The following is a 15,025-nucleotide window of genomic DNA, read 5'->3' on the forward strand; positions in this document are numbered from 1 at the left end:
CTTCAGCAGTCGCGCACTCGGCGGGCTGTGTCCTGCAGTTGCCTGAACGCTTGGTAGCGGGCGGAGTGAATGTCTCCCAGCGGGCCCTCCGCCGGGCGGTAGACGCGAGCGGCGCCGGAAAGGCTCGCCATCGCCTCGCGAACATCGGGGAACGCACCGGCAGCCACCGCGCCCAATATGGCGGAGCCGAGCAGGACGGGTTCGTCCGAATTGGGGGCCACGACGGGCTTGCCGCTGGCGTCGGCAAGGATCTGGCGGACGAAATCATGCTGGCCGGCGCCACCGCTGATGACGATCTGGTCCACATGCGCGCCGGCGGCGGCCTGGCTGTCGATGATCTGCTTCAGCCCGTAGCCTATGCCGCAGATGCCGGCGACATAGAGCGCCACCAGGCTGTCGAGGTCGCGCTCCATTCCGAGGCCGGCGATCACGGCCCGGGCGTGGGGGTCGGCGAAGGGGGCGCGGTTGCCGAGGAACTCCGGCACGACATGCAGGCCTGTCGACAAACGCACCGCCTCCGACGCCGTGCCCGCCCGTTCCGCCGCAAGGTCGGCGAGCATGACAGGCAGGGCCACGCCCTTCGCTTCAGCCTGGGCTGCCGCTTCCGCAGCCGCCGGGTGGAAGCGCAGAAGCTGGTCGATGGCGGCACCTGCCGCGCTCTGGCCACCCTCGTTCAGCCACATGCCCGGCACCATGGCCGAGTAATATGGGCCCCAGACGCCGGGCACGAAAACCGGCTCCGCCGTGGAGGTCATGGTGCAGGAGGAGGTGCCGAAGACATAGGCGAGGTTGCGCTCGGGCCGCCCGCCGATGCCGACGGTTCCGATGCCGCCCGCATGGGCGTCGATCATGCCGGCGGCGACAGACGTGCCGGGCTTGAGACCCATGGCCTGCGCGGCCTCTTGCGTCAGCCCCTGCCCCAGCGGGGAGCCGGGTTCGACGATCCGAGTGCCGATGCGGGCAAAGCCCTCGTCCGCGAGCGGGTCGAGGCCGATCTTGCGGAAATAGCTCGGGTCCCAGCGCTGCTCGTGGGCAAGATAGGTCCATTTGCAGGTGACTGTGCAGGTCGAGCGCGCGAGATCGCCTGTCGCCCGCCAAGTGAGGAAATCGGCGAGGTCGAAGAACTGCCAGGCCGCATCGAAGACCGGCCGGCGGTTCTCCTTCAGCCACAGGATCTTCGGCGTCTCCATCTCGGGCGAGATGCGCCCGCCGACATAGCGCAGCACGTCATGGCCAAGCGCGTTGATGCGCTCGGCCTGCGCGACGGCGCGGTGATCCATCCACACGATGATGTCGCGTTCGGGGTCCTCAGAGGGGCCGACCGGAAGCGGACTGCCGCCCTCCCCCAGCACCACGAGCGAGCAGGTGGCATCAAAGCCGAGGCCGACCACAGCGGCCGGATCGACACCGGCGGACGACACCGCTTCGCGCACGATGGCGCATACGGCCTGCCAGATCTCCGTGCTGGACTGCTCCACCATGGCGCCCGGCTCGCGGAACAGCGAGATGTCGCGCTTGGCGGTGGACAGCATGCGGCCGCTGAGGTCGAACAGGCCGGCACGCGCGCTTCCTGTCCCGACATCGACGCCGATGACGTAAGTTGCGCCCTCCGGCGCCGGCGTGCCCGGTGTGTTGCTCATGGGTCCCAAGCTCTCAAAAGGTCTTCAAATATCGAGGGCGGCCTGCAGCCGCTCTCAGAGATCCACGCTGTTGGGCAGGATCACGAGGTCGCGGATCGTCACGTTGCGGGGCCGCGAAAGCATGAACAGCACCGCCTCGGCCACTTCCTTCGGCTGCATCAGGCTGCCATTGGCGAGCGCCTCTTCCATCTTGGCCTTGGGCCAGTCGTCCAGCAGGGCGGTGACCACCGGGCCCGGCAGCACAGCGCCGACGCGCACGCCGTGCTGCGCGACCTGCCGGCGGGTGGAATGCACGAAGGCCTGAACGGCGAACTTGGAAGCCGTATAGATCGGCTCCCAGACGACCGGCACGACGCCGGCGATGGAGCTGGTGAAGAGGATGTCGCCCGACTTCTGCGCGATCATGTGCGGCAGCACAGCATGGACCGAGCGGAAGGCGGCATTGATGTTGAGGTTCAGCATCCGGTCCCAGGCGTCGGGATCGCCTTCCGCGACCGCACCGCCAATATAGGCGCCGGCATTGGCGTGGAAGATATCGAGCCCGCCCGCCACTTCCAGGATGCGCGGCAGCATGCCGGAGACCTGCTCGGGCGCGAGCAGGTCTACCACCAGCGGCCTGGCGCGCTCACCGAGTTCCTTGCACAGGGCCTCGAGCCTGTCCTCGGCGCGGTCGATCAGCACGACGGTCGCGCCTTCGGCAAGCAGCGTGCGGGCGCATTCCAGCCCGATGCCCGACGCAGCACCTGTAATTGCGGCGACCTTGCCCTTCATGAGTTCTGCCATGGCGAATCTCTCCTGGAAATTGTTTAGGCGCGGCCGTGGCTGACGCGGGACTGGCGGGCGAGCGAGTCGACGATGACGGCGATGGCAAGCACCGCGCCCGTGATCATGTAGCGCAGGGACGAGCTGAGATTGAGAAGCGTGAGACCGTTGGAGATCGCCTGGATGACGATGATGCCCAGCAGCGCGGAATAGGCGCTGCCGCGGCCGCCGAACAGGCTGGTGCCGCCGATGACGGCTGCCGCGATCGCGTTCAGGTTGATGTCGCCGGCGCCGGCCTGCTGGCTCGATGAAGCCAGACGGGAGGCCGCCAGGATGCCGCCAAGGGCCGCAAGCGTGGAGCAGAGCATGAAGGCGCTCATATACATCCGCCGGACATTGATGCCCGAGCGGCGGGCCGCCTCGCGATTGCCGCCGACGGCGAACATCGAGCGACCCCACTTGGTCTTGGTGAGCGCATAGTTGAGCACGATGACCAGCGCGACGAACAGGCCGAACATCCACGGCACGCCGCGACCGAGATTGAGGTAGTAGACCGCGAATTCGAGCGCGACCGTCAGCACGACAGCCTTTATGACCACGGCGCCGAGCGGCCGTGACGACAGGTTGACGGCCTTGCGGCGCCGGCGGTTCTTGATGCCGACCGCGATCATGACAAGCCCGGGCAGGAGCGCCAGGGTGTGCGACACCCAATCGGGCATGACCATGACCTGGCCAAAGCGAACCAGCGGCGAGGCGTAGGGCAGATTGATGCTGCCGGTCGGCCCCAGAATGTAGAGCTGCAGGCCCAGCAGCGCGAGCAGGCCGGCAAGGGTCGCCACGAAGCTCGGCATGCCGAGCCGATTGTAAAGCATCGCGTAAAGCGCGCCGACGGCCGCGCCGACAAGCAAGGCCACGAAGATGGCGCCGGCAATCGGCCAGCCGGAATTGACCCACAGCACGCCGACGACCGCGGATGCGAGGCCGCTCATGGAGCCGACGGAAAGGTCGATTTCCCCGAGCAGCAGAACACAGACGATGCCGAGCGAGATGACCCCGACCGTGGCGCAGTCGAACAGCAGGTTCACCAGGTTGTTCGGCGCGAGGAAGACCGGGTTGAGGAGGCTGAAGACGGTCGAAATGACCACCAGCCCGACGGCGACCGGCAACATGCCGAGATCGCCCGAACGTATGCGGTCGAAGAAACCGCGCACCATGTCGAACATGCCCTCGTCATGCTTGACGCGCTCGTCGCTGCGGTCGAGGGCCTGGGGCGGCGTATCCTTGGAAATCTGCTGTGTCATGCGGTGGTCCCGCTCAAATCGTTGCTCTGGCTTGTCTTGCGGTGGTGGCGGCGCGAGACGGCGTTTTCCGTGGCGCCGGTGATGGCAGTGACAAGCTCGTGGTTGGAGGCGTCGGGGCTGAAGACCCCGTTGTTGCGCCCGAGCCGCAAGACCACGATGCGGTCGGCAACGGCGCGCACATCCTCCATGTTGTGACTGATGATGATGACGCCGAGTCCGCGTTCGCGCACGCGCTCGATCAGGTTCAGCACCTCCGCCGTCTGCGCCACGCCAAGGGCGGCGGTCGGCTCATCGAGCATGATGATCTTGGGATCGAGCAGCAGCGATCGCGCGATCGCGACCGTCTGGCGCTGGCCGCCCGAAAGCGAGGCAACGGGCTCGCGTACCGACGGGATGCGCGCGGCGAGTTCCTTCAAGAGGGTCCACGCCCGCACTTCCATCGCCACCTCGTCGAGGTTCCACGGCGACAGCTCATGGCCCAGGAAGAGATTGGCGACGACGTCGAGGTTCTCGCACAGCGCAAGGTCCTGGAAGACCGTGGCGATGCCGAGCTCGAGCGCGCGGCTGGGGCTGTCGAGCGAAACCTGCTGGCCGCAGAATTCGATGCTGCCCGAGGTGGGCTGGTGCACGCCGGCGAGGATCTTGATCAGCGTCGACTTGCCGGCGCCATTGTCGCCCACCAGGGCCACGACCTCGCCCGCATGGACATCAAGCTCTATGTCGGTGAGCGCCGACACGGCTCCGAACTTCTTGGAAACATTGCTCAACCGCAAAATGGGGCTGCCCTTTTCCGGCAGCGCACTGTCTTCTCGCACCATGGCCGAACGCTCTTCTGGACGTTGGGTGTGCCCGGCCGGAACAAGCCCGGCCGGACACTCTCGGGAGGATATTACTGGATAATGCCGAGTTTCTTGCAACCCTCGGCGTATTCGCCGGTGCAGACTTCCTCGGCGGTCTGGATACCCTTGTCGAAGATCTCCGCCTTGATGTTCTCGGCGGTCACCACGGCCGGCACGAAGAGTTCGGACGGCGTGTCGTAGAGGGTGGTCTTCGGCTCGGGCGTTTCGCCCTTGACCAGCTGCACGGCAATCCTGGCAGCGGCAGCGGCAACGATCTCCGACGGCTTGGAGATCGTGTTGTACTGGTCGCCGGAGATGATCAGCTGCAGGGCGGCGATGGTGGCGTCATTGCCCGTGACCGGCGGAAGCGGCTGCACGCCTGCTGCCTTGAAGGCCGCGATGGCGCCGCCGCCGGTGCCGTCGTTCGCAGCGACCACGCCCTTGATCTGATCGCCGAAGCGGGTGATCTGGCCGGCGGTCCATTCCTGTGCCTTCGGCGGCGCCCATTCCGGGGTGTCGAACTCGGCGAGCGTCTCGAAGCCCGAGTCCTTCAGGCCGCGATGAATGCCGTCGCGGATGAGGCCGGCGGCGGCGTCGGTCGGGGAACCGTTGATCTGCAGCACGCCCGAACCTTCGGCCACGCCGCTTGCCTTAAGATGGTCCACCAGCGACTTGGCGATCTCGTAGCCGAGACCTTCATTGTCGAAGGAGACGTAGAAGTCGGCGGCCTTTTCCGGGATCGGGCGGTCATAGGCGATGACCTTCACGTCCTGGGAATGGGCGATCTCGACGAGGCCGGCGGCAGCCGCGGAATCGACCGGATCGAGCACGATGACCTTGGCGCCTTGGGCGATCACCGAGTTGAACTGCTGCTGCTGCAAGGACGCATCGGCATTTGCGTTCTGGTAGATGACCGTGCAGCTGGCGCAAAGCTTTTCCATCTCGGCCTTGAAGCCCGGATAGTCGTGCTCCTCATAGCGCGTCGATGCCTGGTCGGGCATCAGGAACGCGACAGTCGCCGTTTCCTGAGCCTGGGCCGAGCCCGCGAACATGGCGCCGGCGGCTGCCGTTGCCATCAACAAAGTGCGAAATTTCATAATGTCCTCCTTGAAAGAGCGAAAACCCGTGTCGGGAGAGGCTTTTCCGGTTTCATGCCCAAGCTATCAGCCGCCCTTCGATCGGTGAAAAGCGCGCAGATCACCTGGCCAGGTCGACGCGTTACCGACCAGGCCATGATCGTGAACTCTTCCTGAACGCCTCCCGGTCGACCCTCAACAGCCAACCAACTACATCGATTGAGCTACGCCGCTCAATCGATGTAGCAAAAAATTGCCACCTTCCCCCAATGATGTCAAGCTAGCGTTCGAACCGGAGGCGGGTATTCGTGAATCGCGACAAGCAGACCAAGAAAACGACCATTTATGACCTGGCCGCACTGGCCGGCACGTCGGCCAGCGCAGTCAGCGCAGTTCTGAACGGCAACTGGAAGAAGCGCAGGATCAGCAGCCAGCTCGCAGACAAGATCACGCGGCTGGCGGAAGAACAGGGCTATGCCATCAACATGCAGGCGAGCCTGCTTCGACGGGAGAAATCGAAGATCATCGGCATGATCGTGCCCAAATACGACAACCGCTATTTCGGCTCGATCGTGGAGACCTTCGAAAGCATGGCGCGCGAGCGGGGGCTGTTTCCGATCATCACCTGCACGCGCCGCGATCCGGAACTCGAAATCGAGGCGGCGCGCACCATGCTTTCCTACCAGGTCGAATGGCTTGTCGCGACCGGCGCCACGGACCCTGACCGGATTACCGATATCTGCACCGCATCCGGCGCCAGAAGCCTCAACCTCGACCTGCCCGGATCGCGGGCGCCCTCGGTGATCTCGGACAATTTCGCCGGTGCCAGGGAACTGACCCGGCGCATCCTGGCCAATTGCGAGCGCAAGCTGGGCAAGGCCTCGCCGCTCCTGTTCATCGGCGGGCGCGGCAGCGACCACAACACCGCCGAGCGCGTGCGCGGCTTCCGCGCCGCCCATGCGGAAGCGGGCGTGGCGGTGGATGAAAGCCACATCCTGGCCTGCGGCTATGCGCCGGAAAAAGCCGAAAATGCTCTCGATGCCCTGGCAAGTCGGGAGGGGCACCTGCCGGCGGGCATGTTCGTCAACTCGACCATATCGCTGGAAGGGGTGATGCGCTGGATCAGGCGATCGGGCCGCTATGACGGCCGGCCGCCGATCATCGGCTGCTTCGACTGGGACCCTTTCGCCGCGCTGCTGGGCGACGACATCGAGATGGTCCGCCAGGATGTGCCGGGCATGCTCAATGCCGTGTTCGACATCATCGACCGGGGTTCGAGCCAGACACCCCTCATCGAGGTTCCCCCCGTGTTCATGGGCAGCCTGACGGGACGATTACCCCAGCACGAACCGCTGCCATGAACGCGCGAGCAGCTTTTCGTCCATGCCGCGCCCGATCAGGACGATGACGTCGTCTTGCGGCGCGGGACCTTCGTTGGCGCCCTCCGGCTCGGGCAATATTTCGGGCGCCTGCACGACACGGCGCACCGACTGCAGCAGCAGGCGGCCATCGGGGCTCGTCACCACGCCCTTTACCCGCACGATGTCGTCGCCGCGGGCGGCCAGCAATGCCGAGAGCCACACCGAAAGGCTCGCCCAGCTGCCGCCCTCGGCAATGCTCAGGCGATAGGGTCTGATCGGTTCCGCGCGCGCGGCTATTTCGGGGAGTTCATACGGCTGGGCATCGAGGTCTGCGGGCAGCCCCAGCGGCACGCCACGCTCCGCGCCCTCCAGGGCGGCTGCCGGGTTGATCAGCCGGAGCGTGCGCGTCAGCCGCGCAACCTGCCCGGGCGGGCTGCCGCGCGACTTGGTGATGACGATCCGTTCGGCCGCCTCAACCTGCCGCCGGCTCAGTTCTTCCCCGGCAAGCTGCTGCGCGCCGTGCAGGGCGTCCACCAGCACGATCACGTCGTCCAGAACCAGGCGACGCGCGAGCATGGGGTCTTCGGACAAGGCGGCGGCGATCGCGCCGGGATCTGCCAGGCCGCTGGTTTCGAGCAGAATGCGATCGATTCTCCGGCTGTCGGGCGCATCCTGGCTGCCGCAGATGTTCCGAAGCGCGGCGATCAGCGCTTCGCGGCCTTCGCAACAGGCACACCCTCCCGCCAGCACATCGACCTGCTCGGCTTTTCCCAGCAGCAGATTGTCGACCGGCGTCTCCGCCGCCTCGTTGACGATCAGATGCACAGCCCCAAAGTGCTGCTCATGCAACTGATGGCGCAGCCAGGTGCTTTTGCCGGCACCCAGGAATCCGCCGATGATCGTCAGCGGCAGCCGGCCGTCGAGGCGTCGATGTTCATTCATCGCCGAGCGCGCGGGCTGACAACGGGTCGATGGGTGTTCCTGCCAGCCGTGCCGCCTCCGTCCACAGTGCCTCTAGATCGGCGACCAGCACGCGTTCGCCGCCGGGCGCCATCAGTTGCAGCCCAGGGGTCGCGCCATCGTCGTGGGCGGTCAGCCGATATGGCGCCAGCAGCCTGTTGATGATTGCCAGGCGCGTGAAACGCAGCCGCAGCCTGCTGCCGGGACGTTGCGCCCCGGCGTCGGTCCAGTGGCCTGGCAGCGATGGAAAACCACAGGCGCTGCACACGGATCAGATCACCTCCGGACGCTTGTCGCTCTCGAACGGATAGCGCTTGCGGAAATCGTCGGCGATTTCCTCGAACGTCGCCCATTCGACACCTTCATGACCGCTGATGTACTCGATGAGCCGTTCGAGCATCAGCAGCACCTGCGGACGGCCCGACACATCGGGATGGATGGTGAAGGCGAAGACGCCATAATCCATCTCACGATACACCCAGTCGAACTGGTCGCGCCACAGTTCCTCGATATCCCTCGGATTGACGAAGCCGTGGCTGTTCGGGGACTTCTTGATGAACATCATCGGCGGCAGGTCGTCGACGTACCAGTTCGCCGCGATATCGACGAGGTCGATCTCCTTGCCGTGCTTCAGCGGATGCATCCAGTCCCTGGCCTTCCTGGTGTAATCGATGACGTTCCATTCGTCGCCGACGCGCGCATAGAAGGGTTGGAAGTCGCGATAGCCCTGGCTGTGATCGTAGCTGAAACCGTATTTCTTCAGCAGCGCCGCGGTCGAGGAAGACATCTCCCACCATGGCGCCACATAGCCGCGCGGCGCCCTGCCGGTCAGCTTCTCGATCAGCTCGATCGACTTCACCAGCACGTCCTCTTCCTGCTGGGGCGTCATGGCAACGGGGTTTTCGTGAAGATAGCCGTGCGCGCCGATCTCGTGGCCGGCGTCCACGATCATCTGCATCTCCTTCGGGAAGGTCTCCAGCGAATGGCCCGGAATGAAGAAGGACGTGCGCAGGTCGTATTTCTTGAACAGGCGCAGCAGCCGCGGCACGCCGACTTCGGTCGCGAAGATGCCGCGCTGGATGTCGGAGGGGCTGTCGCCCCCGCCGTAGGACCCGATCCAGCCTGCCACCGAGTCGATGTCGGTGCCGAATGCGCAATAGATCTTCTTGCTCATGGCCTTCTGCTCCTGTGTTGGGGCGTCCGGATCAGACGCCGCGCGAAGCCTACGAAGACATTGTAGTCGATAATCGGCTTCTGGTCCGCCACGCGGATCGCAGCTGGCAAGAAACGCGGGTGTGGCGGCTGCAGGGAACGGGTTGCGCCCGCCGTTGGCGCGCGTTCCCGGCCATCAGAGGTTGAGCGCCATCGGTTCGGCGAACCGATGGTCCAACCGCGCAGTTCAGCGGGCGTTGAAGCGGCCGAAGCGTTCTTCGATGAGCGACTGGGCGTATTCCAGGCAGATCGAGAGGATCCAGTAGATCATGGAGGCCGTGATCAGCATCTCGATGTGGCGGAACTCCGTCTGGCCCTGGGTGCGGGCGAGATACATGATTTCCCACACGCCGACCACCGACACCAGCGAAGAGTCCTTCAGCATGGCGATGAACTGGTTACCCGTGGGCGGGATGATCACACGCATCGCCTGCGGCAGGATCACCAGCGCCATGGTCTGCGACGGGCTGAGGCCGAGCGCAGTCGCGCCCTCCGACTGGCCGCGCGGGATGCTCTGGATGCCGGCGCGGAAGATCTCGGTCATATAGGCGCCGTAGCACAGCGAAAGCGCCATGATGCCGGCCGGCACGGCGCCGATGACATAGCCCACCTGCGGCAGCCCGAGATAGATGATGTAGATCTGCATCAGCAGTGGCAGGCCGCGAAACAGCGACGTGTAGAAGGTGGCAAGTCCGTAGACGACGCCATTGCTCGACAGTTTGGCGATGGCGCCGGCAAGAGCGATGATGGTGGCGATCACGATGGAGATCGCGGAAATGTAGAGCGTGGTGACTACGCCCTGCGAGATCAGGAAGCCGATCTTCTTGGCGATGAAGGCAAAAGACAGGTCGAACGAATAGAAGAACAGCATCAGGAGCGCGAAGAGCTCAACCCACACCGCCACCACCTGCTGGCGGCGCGAAAGCTGGCGCAGCGCCTTCCAGTTGGTGGCGACAATGAGCGCGATCAAAAGCGCCGAGACCAGCCTGCCGGCGGCGGGATTTTCGCCAAGCCAGGCTTCGGCCGAGGGCAGTACGCGGCCGATCCAGGCGGCACTGATGCCAAGCTGATAGAGGGCAAGCGTGACGGCGGCGAGAACGAACAGGCCGGCGGCCCGCCGTGACGCTTCCGGGTAGGTGAGTATCAATCGGCCGAGCATGGTTTCGATCTTTCCGTCCGTCAGGCGGGGCGCTCGCGCCACCAGTCCTGAGCCTGGAGTTTCCAATAGGTGAGCTGCGCGACCGCGAGGCCGGCAAGGCCGCCGGCCCAGACCAGGCCGAAGGGCTCGAACAGCCTGTAGCGGTCAGTCTCTCCAAGAATGCCTTCCGCGACGACCTTGCCGCCGATTGCCGTGGTGTTGAGCCCGTGTCCGCCAAAGGCGGTGCAATACCAGACGCCGGGGCTCATGCGCCCGATCTGGGGCATGAGATGGCGCGCATAGGACATGAGGCCGGACCAGGCGAGCTCGGTCTTGAGGCCGGCAAGCTGCGGATAGGTGCCCACCATCTCGGCGCGCAGCTCGCGCACCAGCGCTTGCGTGGAGGCGGCGCGCGTGGTGATGCGCCCGCCCCAGAGCAGGCGCCTGCCGCCGTCGACGACGCGGTAATAGTCGCCGGCGCGGCGATTGTCGCCGATGGCATCGGTCGTCGCGATCGCGGAAGCGATCAGCTCCGGCGCTTCCTCGCTGACCATCACATAGGTTGCGATGGGCAGGAAGGAGCGCTTCAGCCTGCCGTGCAGGGAACCGGTGTAACCACCGGTGGTGAAGACGACATTGCGCGCCCGCACCTCGCCGCCGGCCGTGGTGACGCGCTTCTGCGCGCCCTGCAGATCAATGGCTTTGGCGGGCGAGGCTTCGAAAATGCGGCCGCCAAGCCGCTCGATCTCGCGCGCGACGCCGCGCAGGTAATTGAGGGGATGCATGTGGAACGACTGGCCGTCCCGCACCGCCTGGAAGTAGCGGTCCGATTTCAGGACGGATCGCACCTGGTCGCGGTCCAGAAATTCCAGCTCATAGCCATAGGCCCGGCGGGTCTGCTCGACATAGGCCTTGAGGCTGGCGCCATCGTCGTGGCGCAGCACGCTCATCAGCCCGGTTTGCGGCTTTGCCTCGTCTATCGACAGCGTGCGGATGGTTTCGCGCACGAAATCCACGCCCTCGAGCGACATCAGGTGGAGACGCCTTGCGGCATCCTCTCCGGCAATCCGGGCAATCTGTTCGGTGCCCGTGGCATAGCCCGGGCCGACGAACCCGCCATTGCGGCCCGAAGCGCCGAAGCCAACGCTCTCGGCCTCAAGAACCGTCACCGCCTGCCCTGCCCTTGCGAGCTGCAGCGCCGTCGTGAGGCCCGCGAGGCCGCCGCCGACGATAACGGTGTCGCACTCTTCCGCGCCGGCAAGCGCCGGGCGCTGCCTGGGATCGGACATGGTCCGCTTGTAGTAGGTGTCTGGATAGGTCATCGCGCGCCTGGTCTTCTTGAAAGGGAACGGCACGGGCACAGAATCGGCCCGTGCCTGTCGACTCAGTCTGCGCTGTAGTCCTTTCCGTACCACTTCGTGGTGAGCTCGGCGAGCGTGCCGTCCTTCTTCATCTCCTCGATGAGGCCGCCGACCTTGGCCGTCCAGTCCGGATCGACCTTCTCCGCGATGACCACGAGCGGCTCGCGGAAGGCGTATTCGCCTTCGATCACGCGGATCGGGTAGCCGTTCTTCATTGCGTTGAGCGCCGTCTGCTCGGGCGCGATCACCGCATCGAGGCGAACACCGTCGCCGAGGCGCAGATCGTCGAAGGGCAGCATGGAGTCGGCAAAGGTGCGGACCTCGCCCGGCTCGAGCTTGTACTCGATCGGCGGCTGGCCCGGCGCGTCGATCTCGAGCCGGCGGTTGATGAAGTCTTCCGACGTCGTTGCCGTCTCGACGCCGATGACCTTTCCATTGAGGTCCTCGACCGACTGCGCCTTGCTGTCCTTGTGCACGGCATAGACGTAGGGGCTGTAGTAGTAGATGCCGACGAAATCGATCACCTGGGCACGGGATTTGGTCGGCGTTACCGAACCGACGCCGAGATCGTAGCGCCCCTGCCAGCGCCCGCCGGTCAGCGTCGCCCATTCGGGCGTCTCGAAGCTCACCTCAACCCCTAGGCGCTTGCCGATCTCCCGCGAGACGTCGATGTCGAAGCCGACCATCTCGTTATTGTCGTCGAGATAGCTCTGCGGCGGCCAGCCGCTGTTGGTGGCGACGACCATCGCCTTCTTTTCCATGACGCGGTCGAGCGTCTGCCCGGCATGGGCGGAAACCGCAAAGGCGACGAATGCGGCCCCGACGGCCAGTCGTGCGATGAGCTTTTTCAAGTGGTCCTCCTCTTCCCCTGAGCCAGCCAGCGATCCCCAATTAGACTAAGGAGTCAAGAGCATGGCCATGGTGGAGCAATGAAAACAATCAGATTGATCCATGCGAATTCATCATGATCTTCCTTCCTTCGGAACATCCGCCCCAGCTGCAGGCATCCGACGCTCAGGCGCTGAACACCGCGCTTCGCAGCGCCTAGGCCCGCGGTGCCGAAGCACCAATTTGTTGCTGGACAGTGGGGAGCGCCAGGAAGACTATGATCCACGTTGTACCGTGGCCTGGACTGTTCGATGCTCACCGTGGCCTCAGCCGCACGCGCACAGGCTCCCTTCGCAGGACTGGTTGCAAGGAGCGGCCCCGCGTTGCTGCAGGCCGCCCGGCTGACGGTCGCGGTCTCGCTGGCGCTTTACCTGGCGTTCTATCTCGAGCTGGAGACGCCATACTGGGCCGGCACCTCTGCCTGCATCGTCTGCCAGCCCGTGCTCGGCTCGACGCTGCGCAAGGGCCTGTTCCGCATGGTTGGCACAGCCGTCGGCGCCGTCGCCGCCGTGGCTTTGACCGCGGTTTTCCCGCAGCAACGGAGCGCGTTCCTGTTTGCGATGCTGCTGTGGGTGGCGGCCTGCTCCTTCCTGTCCACGATGTTGCGCAACTATGCCGCCTATGCCGCCATGCTGGCCGGCTACACGCTCATCATCATCGCCGGCACGTCCATCGCCGCGCCCGACCAGGTGTTCGAGATCGCGCTGAGCCGCGCCTCCGAGATCAGCATCGGAATTGTCTCCGGAACCCTGGTCGTGGCTCTGACGACCCCCGGCGATGCACCGCGGCGCCTAGCCGCCATGCTCTCGCAGCTGATCGCGGAAACGGCCGGCCATCTTGCCGATGTACTTGGGTCGGCCGGCACCCGGAATAGCCGCGGCGTGGAGACCAGGCGCGCTCTGATCCGACGCGCGGCGGCCCTCGACCCCATCATCGAACAGGCCGTCGGGGAAGCGCCGGAACTGCTGCAGAGAAGATCGGTGCTGCGGGCGGCGCTGAATGGCTTGTTCGAGGCGCTTTCGGGCGTGCGGATCGTGGAGACGCACCTGCGCAGCGCGCCAGAGACGGTAGCTCGCCGAAGCGCGCGCATCGTGCTCGATCAATTGCCCCCACGATGGCGAGCGGGCCCGCAAGAGACAACGGGCACTGCGCGCGGGGGCCTCGGCGCCGACGGCAGCGCTCCGGTGGTGCGCAACCTGCTTCGGCTCGGGGCCGACGACCTTTCGCTCTACCTCACCGCCCGCGGCACCGCCGACGCGGCCACCGGCCTCGCTGCCGCCGACAATGGACTTGCACTGCTGAACGATCCGGCCCGGGCACGGGACCGTCTGCCCTCCGGCTTCGTCGTGCCCGATTATCTTCCCGCCCTGGTCAATGCGTTTCGCGTGTTCCTGGGTGTCGGCGCCGCGGTTCTGTTCTGGATCTTTTCCGAGTGGCCCAATGGGCCGCAGGCCATAACCTTCGCGGCGATCACGATCATGGTGTTTTCGCCGATGCAGGAGCGGTCGAGGCGGGCAGCCATGGGCCAGGGCATCGGCACGCTGATGGCTGCCGTTATCGCCGCGATCATCAAGTTTTCGGTGCTGCCGGGCCTGGAAACTTTTCCTGGCCTCGTCCTCGCCATGTCGCTGGGCCTCGCGCCTCTCGGCGCCCTGTCGACCGTGCCTACCCTCTCGCCCTATTTCATGCCGGCCACGCTGAACTTCATTCCGCTGCTGGCGCCGACGAACCAGACCTCTTACGACACGATCGCCTATCTCAACAACGCGATGGGCCTGCTGGGCGGCTGCGGCTTCGGCGTGCTGGCGCTGGCGCTCGTTCCGCCCGTTTCCACGCGTCTGAGGGCGCAGCGGCTGTGCGATCTGACCATCCGCGACCTGCGGCGCCTTGCGATGGGCCGCCGCAAATGGACGCTCAGCCAGTGGCAGAACCGCGTCTATACGCGCTTGACGGCGATGCCGGGCGACGCCGAGCCGGTCCTGCGCTCCTATCTCGTCTCGATGCTGTCGGTGGGGTTGCAGCTCATCCGTCTGCAGCGGCTTTCGCGGCATGGCCGCATCGGCGTCGAGCTGTCGGACGTGCAGATATGCGTTGCCGCCGACGACCTGGCGAAGCTGCGAGCCGTCATCGAAAGGACGGATGCAGAGCTGGCGGCCATTCCCGACACGCAACCGGGGGCAGCGGGGCGGATGCGGGTGCGGGCGGCGCTGCTTGCGATCGTCGAGGCCGTCGATCGCCAGCGCGAATATTATTGGGACCGACTTTCGTGAGCTTCGTGGAAATCGACGTTTTCGGCGTTCTGATATCGCCGCTGGTGCCGCTGATGGCACTCGCCGCCGCCGTTACGATCGCCTTGCGCATCATCATGACCGAGGCCGGATTGATGCGCCGCATCTGGCACCCGGCCCTTTTCGAATTCTCCATCTTCCTCATCTTGCTGGCGGCGGCCGTGCTGATCCTGGGCAATCTGAAGGTTTATGCTTGAGG

Annotated in this window: 14 protein-coding genes; 3 read left to right on the plus strand and 11 right to left on the minus strand. The window is 65.4% G+C overall.

Annotated elements, in window-relative coordinates; all coding sequences use genetic code 11:
• Window positions 1-2: 2 nt before the first annotated feature.
• The 5 genes from AC3A4H_RS13540 to AC3A4H_RS13560 all read right to left on the minus strand — a co-directional run bounded on the left by AC3A4H_RS13540 (window position 3) and on the right by AC3A4H_RS13560 (window position 5,639).
• Complete coding sequence (locus AC3A4H_RS13540; RefSeq protein WP_487767125.1) at window positions 3-1,640, minus strand: FGGY-family carbohydrate kinase; 1,638 nt, start codon at window positions 1,638-1,640, stop codon at window positions 3-5.
• Window positions 1,641-1,694: 54 nt separating this feature from the next.
• Window positions 1,695-2,423: an SDR family oxidoreductase gene (locus tag AC3A4H_RS13545; RefSeq protein ID WP_487767126.1), complete on the minus strand. Its 729-nt coding sequence runs from the start codon at window positions 2,421-2,423 to the stop codon at window positions 1,695-1,697.
• A gap of 23 nt (window positions 2,424-2,446) precedes the next feature.
• Window positions 2,447-3,703 (minus strand): sugar ABC transporter permease, encoded by a 1,257-nt coding sequence (locus tag AC3A4H_RS13550; RefSeq protein ID WP_487767127.1) that lies wholly within the window; start codon window positions 3,701-3,703, stop codon window positions 2,447-2,449.
• The gene (locus AC3A4H_RS13555; RefSeq protein WP_487767128.1) at window positions 3,700-4,521 is read right to left on the minus strand and encodes an ATP-binding cassette domain-containing protein; all 822 of its coding nucleotides are present in this window, start codon (window positions 4,519-4,521) and stop codon (window positions 3,700-3,702) included. The genes AC3A4H_RS13550 and AC3A4H_RS13555 overlap by 4 nt, the downstream gene beginning before the upstream one ends.
• A gap of 71 nt (window positions 4,522-4,592) precedes the next feature.
• Window positions 4,593-5,639, minus strand: a complete 1,047-nt coding sequence (locus AC3A4H_RS13560; protein WP_487767129.1) for an ABC transporter substrate-binding protein — start codon at window positions 5,637-5,639, stop codon at window positions 4,593-4,595.
• Window positions 5,640-5,926: 287 nt separating this feature from the next.
• Here AC3A4H_RS13560 and AC3A4H_RS13565 point away from each other — a divergent pair, with 287 nt between their 5' ends.
• Window positions 5,927-6,979: a LacI family DNA-binding transcriptional regulator gene (locus AC3A4H_RS13565; protein ID WP_487767130.1), complete on the plus strand. Its 1,053-nt coding sequence runs from the start codon at window positions 5,927-5,929 to the stop codon at window positions 6,977-6,979.
• On the opposite strand, the gene AC3A4H_RS13570 is transcribed toward AC3A4H_RS13565, so the two are convergent.
• The 6 genes from AC3A4H_RS13570 to AC3A4H_RS13595 all read right to left on the minus strand — a co-directional run bounded on the left by AC3A4H_RS13570 (window position 6,953) and on the right by AC3A4H_RS13595 (window position 12,501).
• Window positions 6,953-7,921, minus strand: a complete 969-nt coding sequence (locus tag AC3A4H_RS13570; protein WP_487767131.1) for a CobW family GTP-binding protein — start codon at window positions 7,919-7,921, stop codon at window positions 6,953-6,955. The genes AC3A4H_RS13565 and AC3A4H_RS13570 overlap by 27 nt on opposite strands.
• A complete protein-coding gene (locus AC3A4H_RS13575) occupies window positions 7,914-8,207 on the minus strand; it encodes a hypothetical protein (RefSeq protein ID WP_487767132.1) in 294 nt (97 codons plus the stop codon). The genes AC3A4H_RS13570 and AC3A4H_RS13575 overlap by 8 nt, the downstream gene beginning before the upstream one ends.
• 3 nt (window positions 8,208-8,210) lie before the next feature.
• A complete protein-coding gene (locus AC3A4H_RS13580; RefSeq protein WP_487767133.1) occupies window positions 8,211-9,113 on the minus strand; it encodes a polysaccharide deacetylase family protein in 903 nt (300 codons plus the stop codon).
• A gap of 225 nt (window positions 9,114-9,338) precedes the next feature.
• The gene (locus tag AC3A4H_RS13585; protein WP_487767311.1) at window positions 9,339-10,310 is read right to left on the minus strand and encodes an amino acid ABC transporter permease; all 972 of its coding nucleotides are present in this window, start codon (window positions 10,308-10,310) and stop codon (window positions 9,339-9,341) included.
• A gap of 20 nt (window positions 10,311-10,330) precedes the next feature.
• Complete coding sequence (locus AC3A4H_RS13590) at window positions 10,331-11,611, minus strand: NAD(P)/FAD-dependent oxidoreductase (RefSeq protein ID WP_487767134.1); 1,281 nt, start codon at window positions 11,609-11,611, stop codon at window positions 10,331-10,333.
• A gap of 62 nt (window positions 11,612-11,673) precedes the next feature.
• A complete protein-coding gene (locus AC3A4H_RS13595) occupies window positions 11,674-12,501 on the minus strand; it encodes a transporter substrate-binding domain-containing protein (protein ID WP_487767135.1) in 828 nt (275 codons plus the stop codon).
• 288 nt (window positions 12,502-12,789) lie between these two features.
• Between AC3A4H_RS13595 and AC3A4H_RS13600 the strand changes: the two genes are divergently transcribed.
• Both AC3A4H_RS13600 and AC3A4H_RS13605 read left to right on the plus strand, forming a co-directional pair.
• Complete coding sequence (locus AC3A4H_RS13600) at window positions 12,790-14,808, plus strand: FUSC family protein (RefSeq protein WP_487767136.1); 2,019 nt, start codon at window positions 12,790-12,792, stop codon at window positions 14,806-14,808.
• The gene (locus AC3A4H_RS13605) at window positions 14,805-15,023 is read left to right on the plus strand and encodes a DUF1656 domain-containing protein (protein ID WP_487767137.1); all 219 of its coding nucleotides are present in this window, start codon (window positions 14,805-14,807) and stop codon (window positions 15,021-15,023) included. Before AC3A4H_RS13600 ends, AC3A4H_RS13605 begins: the two co-directional genes overlap by 4 nt.
• Window positions 15,024-15,025: the final 2 nt, after the last annotated feature.

The organism is Pseudaminobacter sp. Soil_N_29, from assembly GCF_057656055.1.